Here is a 26,777-nt window from a genome sequence, read left to right as displayed (position 1 = left end):
CCCCCCTTACCTATCCAAAACGCAGCGGACAGAACGTCCTTGCTTTTTATTCTTAACCAACTTCGTCACACTCTTTGACCCCACCGTCATTGTATAATAGTAAGCGGTGCTATCGTTGTAGGCATTAGCCGTCCAGAAATGAGCTTCGGTTTCTAGACCATGGTACGCCGTATCGATAACGCCTGCACCAAGAGCAGAGAAACCGTAGTCATTCTTGTTTACAGGTCCGCTACTGTAGAATGCGGGGGCCTTCAATAGTTTGCCCACGCTAGGACCGCTCCCGACTGCATCAATGAGATTTTCCCAGTCATCCTTGGTAGAGACATGCCATTTTTCGGGGCAAGCGCCCTGCTTTGTCCCATCGAGAGTTGCTGCATTCCAACTGTACAGGCGGCCATAAACCTTGCAGTTGCTTTCATCATCTTCATAGCACCAGGATTCTTCAGCAAGCAGATCGCTGTCGCCTGCATAAGCCAGGTTCTCGGCCATCCAAGTATCTTCGCCGATTTTCACCGTTTTGTAAGTCTTACTGTCACGTTCATCTACATAGCTATCATACACAGCATGAGACACATAAAAACCAGGTTCATTTCTCAGACAACGAACGGCATGGAATTTATACTTGGACCTGAGATAAGGCTTTTCGGCAACATTGTCATGCCCCTCCGAAATATACAGCACATCTGCAGAATCCGGATGATTGTTGGTTTTCCAGAAGGTGGCATGCGCACCGATTTTATTGATCCGTTCCCACTCATCGAAAGTGGAAAGCGGCACGGCATTAAAGGAATATTCATCTTCAAGCGGGGCACCATCTTCCCATAAATCAACAGATTTCAAATTTTTTCCGGCAAGTTTAAAGCCTCCTGTATGCGCAATCAACGTATCGAATTCCGCCTTCGTAGGCAAGTGCCAGCCTTGGGGGCAAAGACCCTGGTGCATTAAGGTATCGTCGTACTGTTTTTCCGCATACATATAAGGTATATCCATGGCACCTGTCCAGCGGTAAAGTCGACCATAGTTATCGCAATAAAGTTGCTTATCGTTAAAACAACGACTGCGATCCAAATCATCGGCATAGCCCCCTTCCGTTACATAGTTCAGGTTCTCAGCCATCCAGATTTGAGTACCGATAACCACCGTCTTGTAGACCCTATTGTCGCGTAAATCCGTCAAGGTATTTTCAAGGCTATCGTATACGGAACCTTTTTGGGGTGCAGCCGTTTTGCCTTCATCAAAGTCCCTATTTTCAAGACAACGTACCGGCACATAGGCATCTCGAGAAAAACCACCAATAGAAGCTTTTGATGTTTTATCGACACATAAGCCATAAGCATAACCACCCTCATTAGGGAGAGACGCCCAGAAAACATTTTCGGTGATGTCACCGAACCAACTCGAAGCATTGTAATAAGCATACCTGAGCTCATCATCCATATAGCCTACAAATACAATAGAAAAGCCAAATTCGTCTGTCGGCCTTTCTTCATCTTCTTCTTCGGGCCAAGCATTGCGGAACTTCGACTTGAGAGCCGTTCCCACATGTTCTTCGCCAACCTTTGCAGCGACGAAAGCAATTAGCTGTTCGTATTCCAATACCGTCGGAATATGCCAACCTGGAGGACATATGCCTGTGTGGTTTTCGGGAAGAATGGAATCTACAATTTCGCTTGCGAACGAATCATAGTTATGAGAAGAATCAAGGCCTACGGCATCGGGCCATTCATAAAGGCGGCCTTCTACATACCGGCTTTTTTGGCTGCGTTCCGTCTTGATATTCAGATTTTGCGCCATCCAGTTCTGGGCACCGATTTTCACGGTCTTGTACTTCTGGCCATCGCGGAGGTCAATCAATTCGCCATAGGAGATATCCGGATTCAAGACTTCGTCGGCAGATGCAATCGAGGAACTGTATTCCGTCACATACCAACTGCTGCTACTGGAACTACTCGAAGAATTATTCTTTTCAGTGCCGCTGGAACCCTTATTGTTTTCGGAACCCTCGGATCCACCTTCGTCGTCTATTTCGGAATAGCGGTCGTCTTCCGTATTCGTAGAACCGTTTCCGCCACAAGCAGAAAGAACAAGAAAAAAAGATGTAACCAAAACTGCAGCAGGGAATTTGAATTCCATATGTTTCCTCCTGTCAACTAGTTTAAAATATAAAAATTTCTAAATTTATTTCATGCTCTTTGAACAAGCCATTGCACACCAGGTTCCGGGTTACACCCGCGAAGCCGACTCCGCCCACGGCGAATCGCTCGCCATGTTCGACTATAAAGACGAACTCCGAATCAAGGACCTCGCCATTCAGGAATTTTGGGACGTAAACCGCCTCGCCGGAAACCCGCAGAAGGTGATAGCAAGCCCCATGCCCCGCGCCTACCGCACCACGAGTAAGCGCCGCGTGTTCATGCAGCCGGGCAACTTGCAGTTCGACCGCCAAGAATCGATGCTCGAACCCGAAGAACATAACAAGATTTACGATTTCTTGTTCGAGAAACTGATTACGCCTGCGTACAAACCGCTCGCCTATGCGCTCAACTGGATCATTATTCGTGGCACGTACCAATATCGCGTAGTGATTTTCAACATCAAGAAGATTGACGCGAGCATCGTGCGCAAGCTCAAGCTGATTTCGGATGCCCTGAAGCAAACCCCTTTCAAGGTGACGGCGGCTCACGCCTACGTAGATACGACCGAATCGGACTACTACCTAGAATCGAAGCGCCCGACCGAAGGCCTAAACTTCAAGCAGCTTTACGGCCCGCGTGAATTGAGCTTGTCGCTCGGCAAGTTCAGCCTGCGCTACCCCGTCACGGGTTTCAGCCAGATTAACGAGAGCCAAATTCACAACTTGATCAAGGCCGCAAGCCGCTTGCTCAGCTTAAGCAAAGAAGACCACTTCTTGGATTTGTACTGCGGCTACGGGCTGTTCAGCTTTGCACTCGGCGAAGCCGCCAAGGACGTCTTGGGCGTCGAATGGGAAGGTCCGTCGATCGACTGTGCAAAGGCATCGGCCAAGCACCTTAAAAAGTCTTACCGCTTTATCGCCGGTAAAATCGACGAAATGTTCGTGCAGACGCGACTGCCGCGGCCGATCGTGAACGAACCGGAAAAAATCCTTCTGGATCCGCCGCGCAAAGGCTGCGAACCAGGCGTAATTCACGCACTTGCGATGAGAAAGCCCATCCGCGTCGCTCACGTGTTCTGCGGCACCGACGAAATTTCCGCCTCGCTCAAGGAATGGGAACGCTACGGTTACCGCGTGCGCGAGGTGCAGCCGCTAGACTTGTTCCCCGGCACCCCGCATCTTGAAACCATCGTAATGCTGGAGAGGAAGTAGACAGTAGACGGTAGACAGTAGACAGAAGGAAGGGACATGTCTAACGGAAATTCAACAAGCACATTCTTTGAAGAAAAACCACCGCTGTGGACGCGAAATTTCGTGACGGTCGCCGCAGCGAACTTCTTGCTGTTCTTCAGTTTTTACCAGCTGCTCCCGATTTTGCCGCTCTACATTATCGAGAAATTCGCGACCGACAACGCAACAGCCGGATTCATTATTTCGCTTTATACGATTGGAGCGCTTGCCTGCAGGCCGTTCGCCGGATTCCTCGTGGACACCTTGAGTCGCAAGCCCTTGTACTTTTGGACATTCTTCGGATTTACCGCGTGTTTCCTGGGCTACAAGACCGTCGGCATTTTGCCGATTCTTGCCGCGGTGCGATTCGCACATGGGTTGTTCTTCGGAATCTCGAGCACGGCGAGCAATACAGTCGCCATCGACGCCTTGCCCGCAAGCCGCCGCGGCGAAGGCATCGGCTATTTCGGGATTAGCGTGAATCTAGCGTTTGCGACCGGCCCCATGACCGGCATGTTCCTGTACGAAGCTTTCGGCGACACCATCGTCTTTGCGATTTCGATTATTTTGTGCGTTATCGGCCTGATTCTTGTGCAGACATTGAACGTTCCCCGCAAAGAGAAAAAGCAGCACGCGCCGCTTTCGCTTGACCGATTCTTTCTCACCCGCGCCATCCCGCAGTTCGTGAACTTCATCTTCGTGGGGTTCGCCTACGGTCCGGTTACAAACTACATTGCGCTCTATGCCAAGGAGCTTGGCATCGGCGGCTCCGGCTGGTTCTACGCATTGATTGCAGCGGGCCTCATTCTGAATCGCATTATGACAGGGCGCTTGATTGACCGAGGCTATTTGATTCACCTTGTCGGCACGGGCATGACGCTGAATGTAATCGCTTACTTCATACTCGCCTCGAGCCACGCCCCCGCCACCTTCTTTATTGCGGCATTCCTCATCGGAACAAGCCTCGGCCTGATATTCCCGGGCTACCAGACCATGTGCGTGAACCTCGCCCGCCACGACCAGCGCGGTACCGCCAACAGCACCTACCTGAGCGGTTGGGACATCGGTATCGGTTCTGGAATTCTAGTAGGCGGCGCCATGGCAGGTCATTTCGGAATGCACCGACAAGTATTCCTCGCCTGCGCGGTAGCCCTGGTGATTGCAGACATCCTATATTTCACATGGACTGCAAAGCATTACCAAAAGAATAAATTAGAAGGGTAAACGCATTACGCCGAGCGTTTGTCTTCGTACATCATCAAGTCGGCTTCGGCAACACTTTGCTTAAAGCTTGAAGCGTTACCGTCCCAAAGAGCATATCCCAAACTGACATTTACTTCATAAGTCAGCGAAGCCGGGCGGTTCAAGACTTCTTCTTTTACGCAAGTTTCGATAACCCGCACCGCAATTCCTGGCATTTCTGTCGGGACGACCATCAGGAATTCATCACCGCCATAGCGGCACAAGAACGCCGATTTTCCTAAGCGGGTACACGCATTCCTAAGAGCCTTGGAAACAAGTTCCAAAGCCCTATCACCTTCGACATGCCCGTAAGTATCGTTAATCTGCTTAAACTTGTCCACATCTACCATAATTACATAATGGTCAATGGAATCATGCGGCAGCAGCAAATAGCTTTCAAGTCGGTTACGATTATGGAGACCAGTCAACGAGTCCGTAGAGATCAACTGGTTCTGCGAATTCAAATAGACAAAAAGAATAATCATCGTACACCAGAAACAGAAAATCGGCGTCGTAAGCGAAAGGAAAATCTGCGCAGAGCCCGCCACGACACACCCCGGAGTGTAGCTAGCCACAATCAGATAAGTCTTCAGGCTCAACTGACTATGCGGCTTAAGCACACGACCAAAGCAACGAACGGTCACCGTCATGATATAGACGAACGGCAAGAACACTAATATGAAATAATAAAGGGGAACCGGTTCCAAATTCTTGTCAAGCCAGAACTCGGGCATAGCAACGAACGAAACAAGCAACAACACGGATTCTATATAAATCGGAATTCTAAGTTTTCTACGAAGAGATTGAATCTGCAGACGGGTCATTTCTGGCCGAGTGCTGATTTCTGCATAGGCAAAGCAGCAGTAAAATACAATAGCGATAATGACCGCATTTAAATAATTGACAGCCAAAACACTGAATACTGTTTTGGGAATAACGCCGTTATTCACTAAAGCCCATATTGTGTCGCTAACAAAATAGACGATATGCCAAACGACCAAATGGGAGAACAATTTGAACTTTAACTGCGGTGTCGGGAGTTTTTTGATGCTATATAAAAGAAGCATCAATATGCACGCACACATGACACTTACTTCTGCATAAAAAATAAAATCACTCATATTCTGACACCTACCACCCCAATAATAGCAAAAATCTTACATTTCAATTACTAAATTGTCCCTTATGAAACCCTGGAAACTTTTGAATTCGGAATATCTGGTCGACACCCTCTGGCTGAAAGTTGCTAAAGAAACCTGCGAACTGCCCAATGGCAAGGTGATAGACGATTTCTATACGCTGTGGCAACCGGACTGGGTGCTGATTCTTGCCCGCACCACCGAAGGCAAATGGGTCATGACGGAACAGTACCGCCACGGAACCGGAAAAATTGAGTTGGAATTCCCCGCCGGAATCATCGACAAGGGCGAAACACCGGAACAAGCTGCTGCGCGCGAACTGCAAGAGGAATGCGGATATGGCATTGAGAAACAATGTGTCACCCTGAGCGAAGCATCGAAGATGCGAAGTCGAACGGGTCTAGATTCTTCGACTCCAATTCGTTCCGCTCAGAATGACACAATCAGTTACCTCGGCTCTTTTCCCGTGAATCCGGACAGGCACCGCGGCAAGTTCCACGTGGTATTTATCGACGGCGTTGTAAAGGGCGGATGTACGCACTTCGACAGCACCGAAGAAATCGAGAGTCTGCTATTGAGCGACGACGAATTGCAGGCCCAAATGGCCGACGGCACCTTCAATCACCCGCTACAGATGGCGGGGTACTTAAAGTATAAATTGCAGAAACGCACGATGTAATTCCTTGTCGCCGTATTTGTCTTCGGCGTCGGACTTTAAATCTTCGGCGGTATAGCCGCTGGTAATGCGCTGCAGCAGTACGCTGCGGGCCGATTCGTCGTAGCTAAAATGGATGCGGAAAGTGCGGTAGGCAAGCACTCCCGTTTTTGCATTTTCGTCAACGGTCAAGCGCCGGCGCGTGCTGTCGAAAACACCCTTCGAAAAATTTCCGCGGGAAAGTTGCACCCGCGCAAAACTTTCCAGATCGAAATCGCTGCGTTCCGCAATCCAGCGGTTCTGTGCATCGAAGGGGGCGTCGGCAAGTACCGTCCACAAGTCGCCTTCCTGTTCCTCGACCCAGCCCGCACGCGCATTCGGGAAGGCATCTGCCATCGGAATGTACGGTTTGATGTCGAGCACCGGAGTGCCGTTCAGCAGGTCGGCCTCGTCTACATACAAAGTAAGACCTTCGATCTTCAAAAGGCGTACGCAACTGAGCCCGATAGGGTTCGGGCGGTAAGGGCTACGGCTCGCAAAGGTGCCCACGCGGTCCTTTCCCTTGGGCGGTACCGGCGGGCGCGTTGTCGGGCGCCACCCCTCGTTCTCGTGAAACTGGAATATGACCCAGATGCGTTCGAAACCGTCTAGGTCGCGAAGCGCCATCTCGAAATTCTGTCCCTCGTTCAACACGATACGGCCTGGGTGCCCAGCAAAAAGCCTCCCCTGCCGAGGAGCGTCGTACTTGTACACGGCATCGCCGTAAAATGTGCCGATTGAAGAAATTTTCACGGCGGAAAATATAGAATTTAACACCCTTTTTACTGTCTACTGTCTACTGCCTACTGTCTGCATTTTCTACCTTTGCTCCCGATGAAAGATAAAGCTAAAAAATTGATTGAAAAGTACGAGGAACTGGAATCGGAACTCGGGAATCCGGATGTTCTTTCTGACCAGGCCCGTTACAACAAGATTCACAAGCAGTACAAGGGTATCGAAAAGGCCGTTTTGAAGGCCAAGGAATACCTGCAAATGCTTAACGACCAGGAAGAATGGAAGGCCGCCCTCGGCGATTCCGACCCTGAAATGGTCGCGATGGCAAAGTCGGAACTTTCCGATATCGAAAAGAAATTGCCGGGCATTACCGACGAACTCCAGATTCTGATGGTACCGAAGGATCCGTGGGATTACCGCAATGCCACGCTCGAAATCCGCGGCGGTACCGGCGGCGACGAATCCGCACTCTTTGCAGGCGACTTGTTCCGCATGTACCAGGGTTACTGCAGCCGCATGGGCTGGAAGATGACCATCCAAGATGCAAGCGAAGGCACCGTGGGTGGCTACAAGGAAATCCGCGTATTTATCGAAGGCGATAGCGTGTACGGTACACTCAAGTTCGAAAGTGGCGTGCACCGCGTGCAGCGCGTACCCGAGACCGAAACGCAGGGGCGCGTACATACGTCTGCCGCAACCGTCGCCATTCTCCCCGAAGCCGAAGAAGTCGACGTGGAAATCCGCGAAGCGGACATTCACATGGACACTTACCGTTCTTCGGGCGCTGGCGGTCAGTACATTAACAAGACGGACTCCGCCGTACGACTCACCCACATTCCGACAGGCGTGGTGGTGAGCTGCCAGACCGAACGCAGCCAGCTGCAGAACCGCTTGCACGCTATGGAAATGCTGCGTTCCAAGATTTTGGACGCCGTGATTGCCAAGAAGGAACAGGAAGAAGCTGCTAGCCGTAAGGCCTTGGTGGGCACGGGTGACCGTAGTGCCAAGATTCGTACTTACAACTTCCCGCAGAACCGCGTGACCGACCACCGTATCGGTCTTACTCTCTATAATTTGGACAAAGTCATCACTGGCGACCTCGACGAAATCATCAACGGACTCCAGATGGCGAACGCCCAGGAAAAGCTCGGAAAGTTCAATGCTTAATGGAGATGCCCGGTCAAACCGGGCATGACAAGAAAATGCCGCAGATGACCGTACTTGAAATTCTGAACCGCACCAAGGTATTCTTCGAAAAGAAGGGAATTCCTGACGCGCGATTGGATGCCGAATACATCATCAGCCACGGACTTCAGATGAAGTCCCGCATGGACATTTACCTGAACTTTGAAAAGCCGCTGACGGAGGCCGAACTCAATGTGCTCCGCCAGATGGTGGCACGCCGCGCAAACCGCGAACCGCTGCAGCATATTATTGGCGACACCAGCTTTCGCGGATTCATTATCAAGTGCGATAAGCGGGCGCTGATCCCGCGCCCAGAAACCGAAACCCTCGTGGATATGGCGAAGGAAGCACTCAAGGGTATCGAAACTCCGTTCATTGTAGAAGTGGGCACGGGAACAGGGGCGATTTCTATCGCCTGCGCGAAAGAAATCGCCGAAGCGAAAGTGCTCGCGACTGACATTTCCGAAGACGCACTTTCGCTCGCCCGCGAAAATGCCGAAGCCAACAGCCTCGGCGCAAACGGCGAAGGTTCGAATCTGGCTTTTGCGCAAGGCGACTTGCTGGACGCCGTCACCGACGACGTAATTGCGAAGGCCGCAGGTAATGCCGATAAAAAAATTGATTGCCTGGTTGCAAACCTCCCCTACATTCCCGACGGCGAAAAAGGGAAGCTCCAGCCCGAAGTCGACAAGTTCGACCCGGCGCTCGCCCTCTATGGCGGCGGCCCCGACGGTCTTGACCTTGTCCGCAAGCTCCTACAGCAAACCGAAAGCAAGCTAAGCGCTGGCGCCCCGATTCTTTTGGAAATCGGGTCTGAACAAGCCGAAGTCTTGAAGAATGAAGCCGCCAACTATCCGTGGCTTGAATTCGCAGGAATCCACAAGGACTACTGCGGCAACATTCGTTTTGTTAGCTACAAGAACAAGTAGCAGAAAACCATCACAAACCCACAGCGCAGCCGAGTGCAGAAAGCACGTAGGTTTCGCTTTCGCCCGCACGGTAAAACGGCAGCAGGGTTTCGTCATCCACAAAGGTATCATCGAAACCATTCAACTGCAATTGTTCGTCAATGCGGCGTTTGAAGGACGAGAAACCGGAGTTATTCCAAAGATTGTTTTCACTATACATATTTACCTCTATTCAAGAAAAACACACAAACGTACTAGTGTTTTTCTGTGCAGGTAAATATAGAATTAAGCGTCTGTCATATTTTGACAGACGCTCATTTCATTTTTTGGGGGTGTAAATTACTCTATCACAGTTGCGGTAACTTTAGCATGCCCGACTTTATCGAGGCCAAGCTTTTTGCCGGCGGCAGCGCTCAAATCGATAATGCGGTCGCGCACAAAGGGGCCGCGGTCATTGACGCGCACCTCGACAGAAGCTCCCGTGTCGTCACGGACCACACGCAACTTGGTGCCAAAAGGCAAAGTCTTGTGGGCGCAAGTCATTGCGTTCTGATTAAAAATTTCACCGCTAGCCGTTTTCTTGCCGTCGAATCCGGGGCCGTAATAGCTTGCTTGCCCCTTCATGACCTTTCCGATTGGAGCAGTCTTTTTGCCTTTTTTACCCTTTTGAGGAGCTTGAGTATCTTCGGGGAACCTTTCGTAACCTTGACGGGAGGCAATCTTTGCATTTCCATCGGCGCAGCTAGACAATAGCACCGCTACAAACATCGCGAGCACAACTAAAACGATGCGCTTACTCAAAATCATACATGCTGTTGTAGGTGTTTTCAAGGATTTCATCTTCCTGGCTCTTGACTTCAGCCTTCTTTTCTTCAGGAGCCTTGTTCAAATTTTCGTAATACTGGGCAGAAAGCCTATTCACATGATCTTCGCTGCTCTTGACGCGTTTGCGCAAACGTTCCAAATCCTGGTCGGTAATGGTCAGGCGGGTATTCATCATTGAAGCAGCCTTCTTGCCCCAAGGCGTTTGGCCGTACTTGTCGCGAAGGAGCTTGTAGGTAAGCATAGTACTGTCGACTCGTTCCGGATTCATCTGGAAGTACATGGCCTTCATATAAAGCGCTTGGATACCCGACTGTGTTTCAGGATATTCCTGATACAGACTATCGAAACGCGTAAAGGCGCGGGCGTAAGCGGAATCCACCTGATCCATTTTATCCAAGGGCATTTCTGCGGCGACGGTCCAAAGGCTTTCGGCTTCCATGTACTTTTCCTTCGCCAAATCTTCGCGGGTCTTCAGAGTCACGCGCATACCCAAGTTCACCTGAGCCTGCTTCGCATATTCCGTATCCGGATACTTTTCGATGATTTCCTTGTAGATTTCTTCGGCAGCATCGGGATCGTGCATGTATTCATCATAGATAAATGCCTTGGCGTAGAACGCTCGCAAGGCCTTCGCGCTATCACCCGATTCAATCACCGAATTCAAACGTGTGATTGCACTGTCGACTTCGTCCAGCTTGAACAGGAACAGTTCTGCAATCAGGAATTCCGACTTAAAGAAATTATCCACGTTCGGAATCGAATCCTTACGATCCTTGTCGTTCTGGTTGCGCATGGCAATCAAGCGTTTCAGAGCATCGCGACGTTCGCGGGCTTCTTGGCCCCACTTGCTAACCGTACGAGAAGTAAAGCTACTGTCGTAATAGATAACAGCCTTGTCGTAGTCAATCGTCTTGTGCTGTTCGTAGTCGCCCAAGCAGAAATAACTGCGCGACGCAAATTCAGTGCGGGGGTATTCCGTATTCACCTTTTGCAAAATGATAATGGCATCCGGATAACGTCCACCCAGCATGGTCAGTTCGCCAATGCGCACCAGATATTCCGGCTGCTTAGTTTCATATTCCGGATTCTTGTAGAGTTCCTTGTATTCGTCGGCAGCCTGCAGATATTCCTTGCGGTTTGCCAAACATTCTGCCGCCTGTTCCCCAGCCGTCTGCTGTTCGCGCGGGTTCAGTTCCTTGATTTCTTTAGCGGTGTAATGTTCGCGAGACTTATCCCAATTTTCTTTCTTGAAATAGAGACCTGCCAATCTGAAATGGGCCTTGCCACGCATATAGGGCGTTCCCGCCGTATCAGCCAAGACCGCTTCCAAAGAGGCGATGGCTTGATCCGGGAATTCAGCCTGTTCGTCCAAAAGCGAAAGAAGATTCAACCCCTGGAAGTAATAGGGGTGATCCTTCGAGGCGATTACCGGTTCCAAGGCAAAACGGCTGATATTAAATTCATGGTTACGGTAAAGGCAATAGGCACGCTGGTATTCCACCGCCCTCATGGAATCGTGGTCGGCAAAGTAGCGTTCGAATTCGTCGTACTTGGTAATGGCCTTGCCCCATTCATGCTTGTGGCGGAAAGCTTCACCAATCAAGAACACTGCTTCGGCAGTACGCTTCTTGTTCTTGGGGAATCGCTCCAAGACACGGGAACCTTTTTCGATAATCTTGTCGTACTTTTGGCGTTCTTCGGAACCAGGCAGAGAATTTTCGCTATCGGGAATGCTGTCCAAGCGGGCTTGGCGCATTTCACCGGCCTGTTCATCCAAGCGTTCCGCATTGAACATGTGGTTCAGGTAAGCACAGCAAGTACACCCCTCGAACACGAGGGCGAACATTACAAGCGCCATATAGCGGAATCGCATCATGAGGATAAAGATACAAAAAAACAGATGTGAAATGTGTAATGACTATTTACACATCTCACATTACACACTACACATTAGTATTGGTTCAGGTACCTGGTGTAGTCGCACAGTTTGAGGCCCGGCGGGAGCGCCGTCTTGTCAAATCGGACCATACGGACTTCGGCAGGTTTACCCACGACACGGGCAAGCATTTCGAAGTTGTCCTGGGTTTCCCACACGGCCGCATCGATAATCAAGCCGTCACCGCAATCCGTTTCGCCGGTACTGTTGCCGACACCAGAGATTCTGGAGTTCTGCTTGAGGAGTCTGGTATAAACTTCAGGAGCAATTCCAAAATGGTTCGAGCTAGAAGAAGAATCGTAAACAACCACATGGACTTCGCGGAAGTGATTCAAAGAATCAAAGACAACCGTATAAGTATGCTTGTAAGGCGACATGTAGAACGATTCCTGCCAGACATTATTTGCCACAGGTCTAAAATTCGAAATAGAATACTTCTTGAAGAATTCCTTAGGTGTTGCACCGTAACGAACAACATAATGGCCAAGCATCGTCGAGAAATCATGAACTGTAGACGGAGCAAGCGTTCCTCGCAGGCTATCTACGGCTCGATTCAAGTTTGCTGTCAGACCGTCGTTCTTGGTAATCGGAGCAGGACGGGTAATATTCGATTCTTGAATGCGCTGCTGGATATCAGGGTACTCCGGATCTATCTTTTGGATTTCCTGGAACTGGGTGCGTGCACGGTCAAACTGACGTCCCTTCAAATAAGCACGACCCAAAGCTTCTTTAAGAGGAAGATTTTCGGGATACTTTTCCACCATGGGTTCCAAAATATCGCATGCCGTCTGGGCGCGGTCCTGCGGGGACAGCACCACGCCATTTCCCGGACCCGGTGGAGATTTTTCGCCCAGCGTTGCCGCAGCAGAACGGGCCGGAGCATAGTCGGGCATAAAGGCCAAAATACGTTGGTAAATCTTTTCCGCAGAATCAAAATGTCCTTGGTATTCATCCATGTAGCCCTGCAACAGCAAAAGTTTCACGTTCACCGGGTACTGCGAAAGGGCGTATTCCACAAGGGCAGCGCAGCTGTCCAGCTGTCCGCTACGGTGATAAAGTTCCGCCAACATTTCGTATGCCGCAGGCACATCGCCGCTAGAGAGGCTCACCACGGTCTTGAATTCGTTTGCAGCCTGCAAGAAACGATCCGTTTCTAACAAAAGCTGACCATACCAAAGTCGAGTCTGGTAAAGGGCAGGAGCACGTTCAGAAGCAACGCGGGCCAATTCCAAAGCAGCCGAAGTGTTACCTGTCTGGTAAATACGACGGCTCTCCAAGTAAGCGGCAATGCCAGAACCCGGCAGACGGGCCTGCAATTTACCGATTAATAAAGAAAGGCGGTCCTGTTGGGATTCCGTCAAGGAATCCATTTCGAACAAAGTAGTCACCTGTCCCAAAAGAGCCGGCAAAAGGTCCGGGTACAACACGACGACACCATCAAAAATATCGTAGGCAGCCTGGTAAGAACCCGAACGGGCAAGTTCCGTTGCACGGCGAAGTTCAGTCTGCACCTGCACCGGCACTTTGGCCATGTCGGCGGTCAAATCTGGGGTATCACCACGGACGATAGTCGTTCCTGCCGGAAGACCGTACGGGATTCCACCTACAGAAATTTTACTGGGGCCATAAAGATCATAAATGCGAAAGCCCGCAAATGCAAGCAGGGCTCCGCAACAAAGTGTCAAAAACAAGTATGCGGCTCTGCGGGCCGCCGAGGACGAATTCGTCATTACTTTTCCAAAAAGTCAGCCAGTTTTTCTTTGTGTTCCTTGCTCTTCTGTAAACGGCGCAAGGTCTTGTTCTTAATCTGGCGCACGCGCTCGCGGCTGAGTTTCAGGTCTTCACCGATATCCTTGAGGGTCGTATCTTCAACCGTATCAAGCCCGTAGAACATGCGCAGAATTTCTTCTTCACGCTGCGGAAGAGCGGACAAGGTTTCCTGGATGAGCTTACGGCGTTCATCTTTTTCCATGTCTTCGTCCTGGTTTCCATCGGAACCCAAAACGTCCATGAGAGTACTGACCGTGTCTCCGCTACCGCCGACATTCGTACTGTCGCCAATGGGGGCATCCAGCGAAATATCGACGATTTTTTCCATGACCTCGACGATATCCTTTTCAAACGGCGCAAATTCGTCCATGGCTATGGTACGATCGTAGTCACCGTCGTTCTGCATCAAGGCACGCTTAAAGCGGTTTACCAAGGCAAGCTTGTTGGGCGGAATTCGGACCGCACCCACCTGTTCAAACAGGGCTTTCTGGATTGACTGGCGAATCCACCAGACCGCGTAAGAAATAAACTTGACATCCTTTCCCATATCAAAGCGTTTTGCCGCCTTGAACAACCCGATATTTCCTTCGTTAATCAAATCAAGCAGGGAAAGTCCACGCCCCTGGTACTTTCTTGCGACACTCACCACAAAACGGAGGTTACCTCGAATCAGGCGCTGCAAGGCCGACTTGCGGATTTCTTCCGCCTGGTCGCTCTTGATAATCGCAAGAAGAGCCTCTTCTTCCTGAGGACTCAGGGTCGGAAACCTGTTGAGGTCCCTAAAATAAAGCGCTTCGTTTGCATCACTCATAGAAATACATACCTTCAATTCTTCATAGGAAATTTCCTTGAAGACTATCCAAATATGTCTTTTTACTTTGTTTTCGTCAAGTTATATAACTTTTCGTAAGGGTAAATTCCCGAATTGTGGCCATCGCTAAAGGTAAGGCCTGCGGCGTAGCGGCCTATCGACTGAACTTTAACAAGCGTAATATCGGCCGGTACCGTAGAATCATCCAGGAGTTTTTCGCCTGTATGTTCATCGACACACAATGCGCACGGGCATGCAAGCCTCAAGTCACGAATGGCGCATGCGCCGCGGCTACCGTCATTCCATTCAAAGCCCAGCTTTCCGTCGGCAGTTCTAAAAACTTTCTTAGGTTGAATCATTAGAGAGCCTCCACCGGAAGTTGTTCGAAATCGTAGTTGAACGTCTTGAGTACGCCGTCACCTTCGGATGCAAACATCGAAAGCGTGCGGACGGTCGCATCGGCGGCCTGCATGAAGACCTTGGCCGATTCGGAGTTCGGGTAACGGAGCACGGCCGGCGTACCTTCGTCACCGCAGCCCGCGACTGCAGGTTCAAGCGGAACCTTTGCAATCAGGGGGACTCCCCACTTTTGAGCGATGCGTTCACCACCGCCTTCGCGGAAGATATGATGGTGTTTGCCGCATTCATCACAAATAAAGTAGCTCATGTTCTCGATGACGCCCACCACCGGAACGCCCACGGAATCGAACATGGCAAGACCCTTGCGGCAGTCGGCTAGAGCAACCTCTTGCGGTGTCGTCACCACGACGGCACCGGCCATCGGGCAATTCTGCGTAAGGGTCAGCTGAATGTCGCCCGTTCCAGGAGGAAAGTCTACCAGCAGGTAGTCGAGCTTGCCCCAACGCACATGATGGATAAAATGCTGAATCATCTGCGATACCATCGGGCCACGCCAGATGGTCGCCTTGTCGCTATCGGCGAACATGCACATACTGACGATGCTGATGCCGCCCTTCGCCTCGACCGGAGCAATCGTATTGTCATCAAAAACTTCGGGAGCCTTGTCGATGCCGAACATGAGTCCCATACTCGGGCCGTAAATGTCGGCATCCAAGATTCCCACACGAGCGCCGGAAAGGCTGAGGGCCATGGCGAGGTTTGACGTTACGGTGGACTTGCCCACGCCACCCTTGCCGCTTGCAACCGCCACCACATGAGCGACATCGCCGATGTACGAAACTTTCGGAGCCTGTACTGCCGTATTGGAGCTTTCTACGCGACCTTGCGCCGTAAACGTCACGTTCACTTCGCTTGCGCCAAGCGACTTGACAATCATAATGCACTGGTCCTTGAACTTGTCGCGAATCGGGCATGCCGGCGTCGTAAGCCTAAGATCAAAGCTCACCTTGTCGCCATCGATCTTTAGATTCTGGACAAAGTTCAGTTCAACGATATTCTTGTGCAGATCAGGGTCTTGGACCGCCTGCAGAGCCGTCATAATAGTCTGTTCATTCAACTGCATAATTAAGACTTCTCCATCGAGAATTTAGGCATGCGGAGCAGGTGCGTCATGCAAGGAGGCCATTCCTCTTCGTAATGGCTCACCAAGATAATCGTCGTTTCTTTCGAAAGCAACTGCAACAAGTTAAAAATCTTTTCGCGGTACTCTCCCTTGAGGCCCTGAGTCGGCTCATCGAGCAAAAGCACCTTGGGCGGGCGGATTGCCGCACGCGCCATGAGCACCACGCGCTTGTCGATGGGCGACAAGTCACGGTAGCGGACGTTCACATCTTCAAAGCCCAAGTAGTTCAGCCATTCCTTCGCTTTCGCGCGTTCTTCCCAAGTGGTATTGTCGGCCTTGCAAAGGTTTGCTGTAAAACCCGTGCATAGGACTTCGGACAAGCTAAGGTCTTCGCGATACTGGAGCGCCAGTTCCGGCGAAAAGAACCCGAGTTTTGCCTTGTGGTCCCAAATATTCAGGCCATGCCCCGGACGTTCGCCCAATAGAGTAATATCGTTGTTGTAAATCTGCGGGTGGTCCGCCGTAAGCATCCCCAAAAGCGTACTCTTGCCGGCGCCGTTCTCGCCCATCACCGCCCAGTGTTCCCCCTTGCGAACAGTCCAGTTCAGATTCTTGAGCACATCGGTTTCGCCAAAACGGACATTCACGTTCTTGAGTTCGAAAAGGATTTCAGAAGAGGTTTGAGCAATGGGGTCGCTCGCAAGCTCGCTTTGAGGTTTGAGCGAAATAATCTCGTAGTCCTTCAGCTCGGCCTTCGTGTACTTGGGCTTCGCTGCGGCACTCGGGAGTTCGCCCGCGTACTGCGTGAACGTCTTGTTCGCATACACGAACGCCGGAATTTCAGGGAGCAGTTCGTCTTCGCGGGCGAGGCGCACTGTCACGTTCAGGCCCGGGCGTTTGCAAAGTTCCACAACAGAGCCCGCCAAATGCGCACGGTACTCCGGGTCAAGCCCGCCAAACAAATCATTGAAGTAAACCCACTCGGGCTTTTCCATCCACATGCGCGCAAGCAACACGCGGCGCAGTTCACCGTTCGAAAGGCTCAAAAGTTTGCGGTCCAAAACTTCGTCGGACAAGTCGGCAATCTTTAACGCTTCTTCCAGCTTGTCGGGGTCGGTCTCCGGCCATGCCATATCGTCGATATAGCGGTCCGTCTGCAAAAAGAATTTCTTTTTCAAAAGCAGGTGGCGCACCAGCGGGGCCTCTTCGTCATGCAGGCTAATAAAACGCTGCTGAAAGAACGGCGCAAGTGCATGCTGGATTTTACGCTGCATAGCCTCCGACATCGTGGAGACGTTTTTCTGCTGGTTCAAAAAATGGGTAATGACTCTGTCAAGATCTTCGCCCTCGGTGCTGAAAATCTGCACCTGCGGGAACATTTCAATCAGAGCCTCAAAACGTTTGAATTCCATGCGCCCAAATTTAGAAAATATGGTCACTTTATAAAAAAGAAAAATCCCCTGCCGCTTTGCAGTAGGGGATTTTTTGGATGTGTTATAGGAAACTCTAGAATTTGCTGAAGAAATCCCAAGTGGCCTGCGGAACCCAGGACTTTTGCTGGCCGGGATCCTTGTGGTCCCAGATGTGGCCGCCGTTCTGCGTACACCAGCGAACCGGGAAACGTTCTTCAACTGTCGTGTAATCGTAGCAGACGTGCGGACCACTGCCGCCATATTCCTGAGCCTTTTCATTCTTGGCCTTGCCGCCTTCGGAGTTGAGCGTCAAGATGATATCGCGAGCGGCGCGACCCATCTGCGGAGTGCAAAGGTTGTCCTGCAGGCCGAGCACACCCATCCAACCCACGCCCTTATTCTGACGCTGCGGGAGCCAGATGTTACGTTCGGCAGTTTCATACACGGCTACAGCGCGGAGCACATCCTGGTGGTTCCAAGAGAGACCGTTGCTGAACATGGAGCCGTAGCTAAAGCCTGTAGAGAACACGCGGCTAGAGTCGATGCAAAGATTGCTCTGTAAATCGGCCAAAAGTTCATCGAAGAGCAGGTAATCGTCTTGTCCCCACGGGGCCTGGTTTCCGTTACCTTCAGGTGCGACAAAGATTGCCGTCTTCTGGGTATCAAGCGGTTTCAAACCATAGTAGCCTTCTTGCTGCACACCACCGGCCCAGCCGCCCATGCAGTGCATGCCGAATATGAGCTTGTACGGTTTCTTGTTGTCGTAATTGTCAGGAATGTCGATACGGATGGTGCGCTTGCCCTTGCTCCACTGGAATTCGTAGCTGCCGGACTTGACGCGATTCCAGGTCTTGCCGCAGCCGCGCGTAGGCACCGGATCATTCTTTAAGCCCCAACCGTAAGCATACTGCGGTTCTGCCTTCGGCTTTTTCATCGTAAGCGAAACGTTGGTATCTAAATTGTTCAAAAGCACCGCAAGGGTGTCGAATCCGTCGGCAATCACCTTGAGGGTTTCGTTCGTCGTCAGTCGCTTGAGAGCGCGATCAACGCTTGCAGACTTTTCACCAAAAGAAGAACTGTAGTTCCCTTTAGAAGTGAAACGAATGTCACGCTGAGCCGATCCGATTTTCACTCGGGCGTAATATGCACCTTGAGCCTTGACGCAAGCCTGCAAGTCGAGGCTTCCGGAACCATAAAGGGTTTCGTTCAGCAAGCGGTTGCCCATCATATCAAAAATTTGGACCTGGACAGGTTCGCTAGAACGCTGCGAGAAAGACAGCACACCGTTATTGACGCTAATATAGCCCGGCAGAATCCGTTCCATAACGCCCACTCCGGCTAAGTCCTTATGAAAACTGAACTCACCTTTACTATCGGTGGTTGTCGAAAGGTTATTTTTGACGAGTAAAACAGAGGCTCCACTAACGGCTGCACCCTGTTCATCACTTACCTTGCCCGAAAGCGTAAACGCGTTTGCCGCCACCGCAAATGCGCAGGCGAGAGCAAGAGGTTCCCAAACACTCTTTTTCATAACATGCTCCTATGTTGTATATTGAAAATAAATTCAAAAAAAGTCAATGTTTCAACAAGATTCAGCATTCCCTTGGACAATAAATCCAAAGAACGTTTTTAAATCTTTACAAGAACGTCAATTTTCAGTCTTTTTCCCTATTCGCCCACAAGGAAAGGCGCGAATTATACTATTTTGTTGCAAAGAAAACATTTAGTTTGGAGAGAATATGAATAAAATTTGGACGCTCATCGCAAGCACCATGTTGGTGGCATCTGCCGCATTCGCACAAGACGACTTCGATTCTGATTATGCAAATCAGACCGAAGAACAGTACACCGAACAAGAACAGGCCGAAGTTCAAGCCGATGAACAACAACAGGCTGCAGAACCTGCAGAAGAAGAAGAACAGCCCAGCGTTGCAGAAGAACCCGCTCCCAGCAAACCGGTTGCCGCCCCTGTCACCCAGGCCAGCGCTCAGGAACCCGCTCAGGAAAGCACCCAGAATGACGAGAACGCACAAGAAGCCGCTCCGCGTGACGACACGCCCTTTTTCGGTTTCGGTTTGAGGACCGCCTTCGATTACGGCAGAATGTACGGCTTTAAGGATGACCTAGACAACGACAGCGATATTAGTGGTATTCCGTCGGGCATCGGTTTTGAAGCAGGCGTCATGTTCCGCATTCAGATGATCCCGAACCTCTATTTCGCCCCCGAAGTCAACTTCGCCTATATCAGCACCGAACATGAATACCTGAAGCATAAGCGCGAATACAAGAGCATCGACATGGAAATCCCCTTGCTCATGCGCGGTGTGGTTGCAGACAGATTTTATGTCACCGCCGGACCGCAGCTCAACTTCAGTTTGAGCAGCGAAGCCGACATTGAACCGGTCGAGAACTCCGTTCTCAACCTGACCTTCGCTAGTACCGAAAAAATTGAACAGGCATCCTTTGGCTTTGGCATTGCAGCCGGCCTTGGTATCAACATTGTCCAGGGACTCTTCTTTGACCTGCGTTACTACATGGGCATCACGGAACTTTATCCGGACGTGAAGACCCTGGACGACATGGACATTGCAGAAGGCGACTTCTCCTTGGTTGACATGTCTGGCGCAAGAATGATGAAGTTCAAAGTCGGTATTAGCTACTGGTTCCTGTAATGAAAACTCTCGCGAGTTTACCCTATAAAATCTGCCCGCCTATGGTCTCGGCAGAGGCCATGCGCTTTTTAGACAACGACACCAAGCGCAGCAAGGTTTCAAGCCCCGTATTTCAGCATTTTGGCGAGTCTCAAGCCGACATTGACTCTTTTGAAGTCAATCCTGACGAATTCATGACCGCTATTGACGCGGGCTACGCCCTTATGAAAAAGGCCGGGCAAGCCCTGTACAACCGAGTCTGTGAAATTCTCGGAAAAGATAGAGAAGGAAAATCCGTTGCCATTTTTGTTGGCGGTGGCAATAACGGCGGCGACGGCCTGGTTTTGGCAAGTTTGCTGATCGTGAACGGAATTCCTTGCACCGTATACTCTCTCGCCAAGCCTGAAACCTTTAAGGACGAAGCGGGCTTCGCCTACGAAGACTTTGCAAACAACGGCGGAAAGCTTGTCTACATCGGCGAGCAACTGCCTGAAAGCGTGCACCATACATTAATTGTGGACTGCATGCTCGGCAACGGAGCCTCAGGCGAACTGCGTCCGGCATTTGCAAGGGCGGTCATTGCCATTAGCGGCTGGGACATCCCCGTACTTGCAGCCGATGCTCCTACCGGATTCGATTCCGCGAACCACCACAGCGGCTTCACCTGCATCGAAGCTAAAGAAACAATGGTTTTCGGTTTGCCCCGACTGGACGCCTACACGAACGAAGGCGCTCGCGTTTTCGGAAACGTTACGGTTGAGCCCCTAGAATATCCCGACGAACTCATTGACCGAGTCAATTCCGGAATTTATTTCGCCACCGAAAAAATGATTCCGGCACTGCTCCCCGACCGCGATGAATTTGGCGACAAGCGAAGCCAAGGAACGGCCATGGTGATTGCTGGTTCCGGCAATATGACCGGTGCCGCCGCCCTTTGTACCAAGGCATGCCTCCGCAGCGGCGCAGGCCTTGTCACGACCGCGACTCCGAAGGCATTGCTCCCTGCATTGCAATCGAAGCTTGATGAACCTGTATTCTTCGGAATCGGCGACAGAACCACCGACAAACTTTCGATTATGCACTTGATGCAGTTGCAAGAGATCGCAACGCATCAAAATGCAATCGCCATTGGCCCTGGGCTTGGAACCGACACCGAAACGCAAGACGCCGTTCGCATGTTCTTGACCGGACTCACGATCCCCGTAGTTGTCGATGCCGACGCCATTAACGCTTGCGGCTCGGCATTCTTCTGCATGGAAGGCGGCCCCGCGAATGCGATTATCACGCCGCACAAGCGCGAATGGGAAAGGAACTTCGGCCCATTGCCCTCAAACGAAAGTTTCTATCCGGAATACTTGCAGCAATTTGCGACGCAGTTCAAGATTACAATTGTGCTGAAGGGATGCCCCACTTACGTGGCGATTCCCGACGGACGCGTGTACGTGATTCCGGCCCGCAATTCGGGCCTTGCCAAGGGTGGCGCAGGTGACGTGCTTACCGGCATTATCACCGCATTGCTCGCACAAGGTTTACCGACCGCAGAAGCAGCTGTTCTCGGCGTACTCCTGCACCAGAAAGCAGGCCGACTCACGCGCGAAAAAATGGGAGCATTTGGCATGCTCCCAACTGACGTCATTGAAATGTTGCCCGCAGCATTCGGCTGCTAAGGCTACTAATGTCATGCCGCACTTGATGCGGCATCTCCTTTTCTACTAAAGTAGTTCAGAAACCAATTTGTCCATCGCCGCTTCGGATTCGGCGCTGAGCGTGGACTTCACCGTCACGACCGTTTCGGCAAGCGTCACGTTCTTGAGCGTGGCGAGGATTTCAGTCATCTTCTTGGCGGCCATCGGGGCCCACGTGCCATTCTCGACAACGCCCACCTTGCGGTTAGAGTAGTTCTTTGCCTTCAAGTGATTCAAGAAATCTTCCATCACCGGGAAAAGGCCCGCGTCATAAGTAGGAGCGGCCACCACCATGCGATCGTAGCGGAAGGCGTCTTCGATGACTTCAGCCATGTCGCTGCGGGCAAGGTCAGAAACCACGACTTTTTCGACACCGGCGGCCTTGAGCTTTTCGCCGAGCAATTCCGCGGCCTTCTTGGTTCCGCCGTAAATCGAAGCGTAGGCCACGAGCACGCCCTTGTCTTCGGGAGCGTAGCTGCTCCAGGTGTTGTACTTGTCGATGTAGTAGCCCAGATTTTCGGTGAGCACCGGGCCATGCAACGGGCAAATCGTCTTGATATCGAGCGCGGCAGCCTTCTTGAGAACCGCCTGCACCTGGTTGCCATACTTGCCCACGATGTTGAAGTAGTAACGGCGGGCTTCGCAGGCCCAGTCATCCGGGTCGGCATCGTACACGCCGAACTTGCCGAACGCATCGGCCGCGAACAGTACCTTTTCGCTCTGTTCGTAGCTGAACAGCACTTCGGGCCAGTGCACCATCGGAGCTCCGATAAACTGCAAGGTGTGCGCACCGAGCGAAAGCGTATCGCCTTCCTTCACGGCCAGCTTCTTGACCGATTCAGGGAGAGCCATGAACTGCGGCAAGAGCGCGAAAGCCTTCGCAGACGCCACGAGCGTCGCCTCCGGGTACTTCGCCACAAAATCAGCAATGCCACCGGCATGGTCCGGTTCCAGGTGGTGAATTACCAGGTAATCCGGTTTGCGCCCAGCGAGAGCCGTCTCCAGATTGGCAAGCCATTCATTCACCTTGTGGGCATCCACCGTATCGGTCACGGCAATCTTTTCGTCCACAATCACGTACGAATTGTACGCCATGCCCTCGGGCACCACGTACTGGCCTTCGAACAAATCCAAATCGCGGTCATCGACACCGATGTACTTGATATTTTCGCTAAAGTTCTTCATATAGACTCCTCATATTTTCGCTGAGAATTTAAAAATTTATCGAACGGATGTTCCTAATCTTCCAAGAAATACTGCACGTTCGTCACGACGCGCACCTTCTTGATGTACGGCGTATTTTCGTCGCGGTCTTCGATAGAGAACACGCCCTGCGTTGCCGTCTTGATTTTGCCAAGCTTGCTGTCGGAATCCTTCGCGAATTTTTCAGCAGCGGAGCGTGCATTCTTTGTCGCCTCGTCAATCATGGCGGGCTTGATTTCGTTGAGACCATTAAAGCTATAGACGGTGCGGTACTGGTAATCGCTACCGCTAAAGGCAATTCCATGTTTCAGGAGTTCGCCCTGCTTTTCCATGGTCTTGCGGACAAGGGCGACATCATTTGTCGCAACAGTTGCAACCACGGTTGCCACGTAGCGATAATTATGTTTGCCACCGCTGTAGAGTTCGCCGTCGGCATCGACAATGGCCGGGGTCGAGTAAGTAATGTTTTCTTTTTTGATTCCATTTTCGAGCAGGAACTTTTCTAGAATCTGCGACTTGGACTGTAGCGTTGCAGAAAGTTCCGCAAGGTCGTTGCCCACTTCTTTGTAAACAATCGGCCAAATCACGAAATCAGCCGGTACTTCGCGTTCGGCAAGGCCGCGCACGAACACCACGCGGTCACGTTCCTTGACATCAATTTGCGTGCGATAGAAAAATGCACCCAGGCACAAAATGGCGAGCGCCAGAATGAGAGCCTCTTTAACTCTTGATTGCATATTCAACTCCTTATTTACATAAATCCAATATACAAATTTTCTACATTCAAAGCATGCCTGAAAAGACTCTACTTTTGCTCGACTCCTACGCACTTGCGTTCCGCATGTTTTACGCCTATTCGCAAAACCCGCTAAAAAACAGCCAGGGCGAAGAGGTTTCGATGATGCACGGCTACTGGGGTGCCGTACTCCGCATTCTGGCGAAGCATAAGCCGACGCATTTTGCGATTGCACGCGATGTCGCGCACACCAAAACTTTCAGGCACGAACTTTACCCCGACTACAAGGCCAATCGCGGTCCCATGCCCGAAGAGATGGCGGCGCAGATGCCGCTCCTAGGTGAAAGCCTTGAAGCCAGCGGAATCCCACTCTTGTCGGAACCGGGTTACGAGGCGGACGACGTAATGGCAAGTACCGCCATGGCTGCCGTGGAAGCGGGCTTTGACCACGTGGTGATTTTGAGCAAAGACAAGGACATGTCGCAGATTGTAAGCGACAAGATTCACCTTTTCCACCTGACGAAGGGTGCCGACGGCATTGACTTCGGTCCGGAACAGGTGCTCGAAAAATACGGGCTCCCACCGGAAAAAATCCGCGACTACCTGGCGCTCATGGGTGACGCAAGCGACAACGTTCCAGGCGTTCCGAAGGTAGGCCCGAAAACCGCCATCCAGTTGCTGAACGATTACGGCGACATGGACAACCTGTACGCGAACCTCGACAAGATTACCAAGAAGGGTTTGCACGACAATTTGGCGAACAACCGCGAAAAGGCTTTCCTCAGCCGCGAACTAGTGACGCTCCAGACCAAGCGCGCCTTTAGCGGAAATTTAGATGCGCTTGAATATAACGGTCTGCATGTGGATACCTTGGCGCAGATGTTCAAGGACCACGAAATCAACAGCCTGCTGCGCTTGCTGGAGAAAGTTCCGAGTAAGGCGGGATTCGTGCGGGAAGGTTCTGATGGCGCGGAGGGCGTCGATAATTCAACGGACGCAGAAGTGGAACGCGCAGATTTTGCAGTCGATGTTCCGCCGCCGTACATTTGCGTTGATACCGACGAAATCTTTGAGCAGATGAAGGCGGAATTTGCCGCATCGTCGCTTATTGGCGTGGATACCGAAACCGACGGCCTTGACCCGATGCAGTGCAACCTGGTGGGACTTTGCCTAGCCGCAGCTGACAACGACGGCAAAGTAAACAAGGGTTACTACATTCCGCTTGGACATTCCGACGAAATCGGATTCCCGCTGCCGACAGGACCGAAAGGCAATTTCGACTTGAACAAAGTCAAGGCATGGTTCTGCGAATTTTTCGCCGACAATGCACCTGTCGCTGAAAATGATGGCGCCGAGGGCGCGGCTTCAAAACGAGCATTCATTTTCCATAACGCAAAATTCGACCTGCACGTTCTCGCCCGCGCCTTCAAGATTCCGCAATCCGTTATCGACAACGCGAATTTAATTGACACGCTGATTGCCGCCTGGATGCTTTCGCCGGGGCAATCTGGCCTCGGGCTCGACAACCAGGTGATGCAGCGTCTGCAGCACGAGATGATTCCCATCGAGAATCTCATCGGTCGCGGCAAGAACCAGATTACGTTCAACCGCACGCCCATCAAGGAAGCCACCGAATACGGCGCCGAAGATGCAGTCTACACGCTCCGCCTTTGGAAACCGCTCAAGCAGGAACTCGAAAAACTTGACTACGTGAAGTACTTCTTCGCGCAGGAGATGCCCCTCCTGAAGGTATTGTACCAGATGGAATCCGTGGGAGTGGCGATTGATGTTCCGGCCCTCAAGACGCTGGAGCAGGAACTGGGCCGCCGCATCGAGAATCTGGAAAAAGAAATCTGCGACATGGCCGGTGTCGAGTTCAACATTGGCTCGCCCAAGCAGCTGGGCGATGTGCTTTTTGACACGCTCGGACTCCCCGAAATAAAGAAGCGCAGTACCGATGCCGTGGTTCTCGAAGAGCTCAGCTACAAGGCTCCGCATCCGATTGTTTTCGCCGTCATCGAATACCGCGAACTCAAGAAGATGCAGAGCACCTACATCTCGGTGCTCCCGACGCTGGTGAATCCGGATACCAAGCGCATTCACACGAGTTTTATCCAGTGGGGTACTGCGACGGGCCGCCTTTCGAGCCGCGATCCAAACCTGCAGAACATCCCCGTTCGTAGCGACCTCGGCAAAAAAATCCGCGCCGCATTCGTGCCACAGAGCAAGGATAACGTCATTCTCGCCGTAGACTACTCGCAAATTGAACTCAGAATGCTCGCGCACCTGAGTGGCGATGCAGCGCTCATCGAAAGCTACAAGGAAGGTATCGATATTCACGCCCGCACCGCCGCCGCGATTTACGGGGTGGATCTAGACGCCGTCACGAGCGACATGAGACGCGATGCAAAAGTCGTGAATTTCGGCGTGCTCTACGGCATGACCGCCTTCCGCTTGAGCCGCGACCTGAAAATTCCGATGTCGCAGGCAAGGGATTTTATCGACGGTTACTTCGGGATGTACCAGGGTGTACAGCAGTTTATCGAAGATACCAAGGCGGCCGCCCACCGCGACGGTTATGTAGAAACGCTTTCGGGCCGCCGCCGCTACATCGCAGGCATCGACTCTAGCGACCGCATGGAATCACAGATGGCCGAGCGCATGGCCGTGAATACTCCCGTCCAAGGCTCCGCCGCCGACCTCATCAAGATTGCGATGATTCGCATCCAGAAGCGAATCAACGCCGAGAACCTCCCGCTCAAAATGATGTTGCAGGTGCACGACGAACTCGTGTTCGAATGCCCCCGCGACCAGGTGGAAGCGATGGCCCAGATGGTGAAATCCGAGATGGAAGGCGCCATGCAACTCAAGGTTCCGCTCGTCGCGAGCGTCGGCTTCGGCGAAAACTGGCTAGAAGCGCATTAAGCGACCGCTCATGCTCACAAAGTAACCAAATCTTTTCGTACGTTGTAAGCCGTTCAATAGTTTTTGAACGGGT

At 51.6% G+C, this 26,777-nt stretch carries 22 protein-coding genes; 8 read left to right on the top strand and 14 right to left on the bottom strand.

The window, feature by feature from the left end:
* Positions 1-6: 6 nt before the first annotated feature.
* On the bottom strand, positions 7-2,133 hold the full coding sequence (locus B9Y58_RS12775; protein ID WP_073057716.1) for an FISUMP domain-containing protein: 2,127 nt from the start codon (positions 2,131-2,133) through the stop codon (positions 7-9).
* A gap of 52 nt (positions 2,134-2,185) precedes the next feature.
* Between B9Y58_RS12775 and B9Y58_RS12770 the strand changes: the two genes are divergently transcribed.
* Both B9Y58_RS12770 and B9Y58_RS12765 read left to right on the top strand, forming a co-directional pair.
* A complete protein-coding gene (locus B9Y58_RS12770) occupies positions 2,186-3,346 on the top strand; it encodes a class I SAM-dependent RNA methyltransferase (RefSeq protein ID WP_073057718.1) in 1,161 nt (386 codons plus the stop codon).
* A 36-nt stretch (positions 3,347-3,382) separates the two neighbouring features.
* Positions 3,383-4,588, top strand: a complete 1,206-nt coding sequence (locus B9Y58_RS12765; RefSeq protein WP_083532355.1) for an MFS transporter — start codon at positions 3,383-3,385, stop codon at positions 4,586-4,588.
* Between the two features lie 5 nt (positions 4,589-4,593).
* On the opposite strand, the gene B9Y58_RS14960 is transcribed toward B9Y58_RS12765, so the two are convergent.
* Positions 4,594-5,556, bottom strand: coding sequence for a GGDEF domain-containing protein (locus B9Y58_RS14960; protein ID WP_233247973.1), 963 nt, complete (start codon positions 5,554-5,556; stop codon positions 4,594-4,596).
* A 235-nt stretch (positions 5,557-5,791) separates the two neighbouring features.
* On the opposite strand from B9Y58_RS14960, the gene B9Y58_RS12755 reads away from it, so the two are divergent.
* Positions 5,792-6,424, top strand: a complete 633-nt coding sequence (locus B9Y58_RS12755) for an NUDIX hydrolase (RefSeq protein WP_073057720.1) — start codon at positions 5,792-5,794, stop codon at positions 6,422-6,424.
* Here the strand turns inward: B9Y58_RS12755 and tsaA are convergent.
* Positions 6,392-7,192, bottom strand: a complete 801-nt coding sequence (gene tsaA, locus B9Y58_RS12750; protein WP_233247972.1) for a tRNA (N6-threonylcarbamoyladenosine(37)-N6)-methyltransferase TrmO — start codon at positions 7,190-7,192, stop codon at positions 6,392-6,394. The two genes, B9Y58_RS12755 and tsaA, sit on opposite strands and share 33 nt — an antisense overlap.
* A gap of 81 nt (positions 7,193-7,273) precedes the next feature.
* Here tsaA and prfA point away from each other — a divergent pair, with 81 nt between their 5' ends.
* A complete protein-coding gene (gene prfA, locus B9Y58_RS12745) occupies positions 7,274-8,341 on the top strand; it encodes a peptide chain release factor 1 (RefSeq protein ID WP_073057722.1) in 1,068 nt (355 codons plus the stop codon).
* Positions 8,342-8,346: 5 nt separating this feature from the next.
* Positions 8,347-9,288, top strand: a complete 942-nt coding sequence (gene prmC, locus B9Y58_RS12740; RefSeq protein WP_158278365.1) for a peptide chain release factor N(5)-glutamine methyltransferase — start codon at positions 8,347-8,349, stop codon at positions 9,286-9,288.
* 10 nt (positions 9,289-9,298) lie between these two features.
* On the opposite strand, the gene B9Y58_RS12735 is transcribed toward prmC, so the two are convergent.
* The 9 genes from B9Y58_RS12735 to B9Y58_RS12695 all read right to left on the bottom strand — a co-directional run bounded on the left by B9Y58_RS12735 (position 9,299) and on the right by B9Y58_RS12695 (position 19,035).
* On the bottom strand, positions 9,299-9,487 hold the full coding sequence (locus tag B9Y58_RS12735; RefSeq protein WP_073057724.1) for a hypothetical protein: 189 nt from the start codon (positions 9,485-9,487) through the stop codon (positions 9,299-9,301).
* Positions 9,488-9,606: 119 nt separating this feature from the next.
* Positions 9,607-10,074, bottom strand: coding sequence for a septal ring lytic transglycosylase RlpA family protein (locus B9Y58_RS12730; protein ID WP_233247971.1), 468 nt, complete (start codon positions 10,072-10,074; stop codon positions 9,607-9,609).
* A complete protein-coding gene (locus B9Y58_RS12725; protein ID WP_073057726.1) occupies positions 10,061-11,968 on the bottom strand; it encodes a tetratricopeptide repeat protein in 1,908 nt (635 codons plus the stop codon). Before B9Y58_RS12725 ends, B9Y58_RS12730 begins: the two co-directional genes overlap by 14 nt.
* Before the next feature lie 74 nt (positions 11,969-12,042).
* On the bottom strand, positions 12,043-13,758 hold the full coding sequence (locus tag B9Y58_RS12720; RefSeq protein WP_073057728.1) for a tetratricopeptide repeat protein: 1,716 nt from the start codon (positions 13,756-13,758) through the stop codon (positions 12,043-12,045).
* Complete coding sequence (locus tag B9Y58_RS12715; protein WP_073057730.1) at positions 13,758-14,609, bottom strand: sigma-70 family RNA polymerase sigma factor; 852 nt, start codon at positions 14,607-14,609, stop codon at positions 13,758-13,760. Before B9Y58_RS12715 ends, B9Y58_RS12720 begins: the two co-directional genes overlap by 1 nt.
* A 62-nt stretch (positions 14,610-14,671) precedes the next feature.
* Positions 14,672-14,968 (bottom strand): DUF971 domain-containing protein, encoded by a 297-nt coding sequence (locus B9Y58_RS12710; protein ID WP_073057732.1) that lies wholly within the window; start codon positions 14,966-14,968, stop codon positions 14,672-14,674.
* Complete coding sequence (locus tag B9Y58_RS12705) at positions 14,968-16,092, bottom strand: Mrp/NBP35 family ATP-binding protein (protein ID WP_073057734.1); 1,125 nt, start codon at positions 16,090-16,092, stop codon at positions 14,968-14,970. Before B9Y58_RS12705 ends, B9Y58_RS12710 begins: the two co-directional genes overlap by 1 nt.
* A 2-nt stretch (positions 16,093-16,094) precedes the next feature.
* Positions 16,095-17,504 carry an ATP-binding cassette domain-containing protein gene (locus B9Y58_RS12700; RefSeq protein WP_073057736.1) on the bottom strand — a complete coding sequence of 470 codons (1,410 nt, stop codon included), beginning with the start codon at positions 17,502-17,504 and terminating at the stop codon, positions 16,095-16,097.
* Between the two features lie 94 nt (positions 17,505-17,598).
* Positions 17,599-19,035 carry a carboxypeptidase regulatory-like domain-containing protein gene (locus tag B9Y58_RS12695; protein ID WP_073057738.1) on the bottom strand — a complete coding sequence of 479 codons (1,437 nt, stop codon included), beginning with the start codon at positions 19,033-19,035 and terminating at the stop codon, positions 17,599-17,601.
* A 208-nt stretch (positions 19,036-19,243) separates the two neighbouring features.
* Between B9Y58_RS12695 and B9Y58_RS12690 the strand changes: the two genes are divergently transcribed.
* Together B9Y58_RS12690 and B9Y58_RS12685 are read left to right on the top strand one after the other, a co-directional pair.
* Positions 19,244-20,176: a porin family protein gene (locus tag B9Y58_RS12690; RefSeq protein WP_073057740.1), complete on the top strand. Its 933-nt coding sequence runs from the start codon at positions 19,244-19,246 to the stop codon at positions 20,174-20,176.
* A complete protein-coding gene (locus B9Y58_RS12685) occupies positions 20,176-21,822 on the top strand; it encodes an NAD(P)H-hydrate dehydratase (RefSeq protein WP_233247970.1) in 1,647 nt (548 codons plus the stop codon). The genes B9Y58_RS12690 and B9Y58_RS12685 overlap by 1 nt, the downstream gene beginning before the upstream one ends.
* A 45-nt stretch (positions 21,823-21,867) precedes the next feature.
* Here the strand turns inward: B9Y58_RS12685 and B9Y58_RS12680 are convergent, their stop codons facing one another.
* Positions 21,868-23,025 carry an FprA family A-type flavoprotein gene (locus B9Y58_RS12680; RefSeq protein WP_073057742.1) on the bottom strand — a complete coding sequence of 386 codons (1,158 nt, stop codon included), beginning with the start codon at positions 23,023-23,025 and terminating at the stop codon, positions 21,868-21,870.
* 53 nt (positions 23,026-23,078) lie between these two features.
* Complete coding sequence (locus B9Y58_RS12675; RefSeq protein ID WP_073057744.1) at positions 23,079-23,780, bottom strand: SIMPL domain-containing protein; 702 nt, start codon at positions 23,778-23,780, stop codon at positions 23,079-23,081.
* A 53-nt stretch (positions 23,781-23,833) separates the two neighbouring features.
* Here B9Y58_RS12675 and polA point away from each other — a divergent pair, with 53 nt between their 5' ends.
* Positions 23,834-26,704 carry a DNA polymerase I gene (gene polA / locus B9Y58_RS12670; protein ID WP_073057746.1) on the top strand — a complete coding sequence of 957 codons (2,871 nt, stop codon included), beginning with the start codon at positions 23,834-23,836 and terminating at the stop codon, positions 26,702-26,704.
* The last annotated feature ends 73 nt before the right edge of the window (positions 26,705-26,777 follow it).

The organism is Fibrobacter sp. UWB15 (assembly GCF_900177705.1).
GTDB lineage: Bacteria > Fibrobacterota > Fibrobacteria > Fibrobacterales > Fibrobacteraceae > Fibrobacter.
This window is presented reverse-complemented; position numbering and strand designations above follow the sequence as displayed.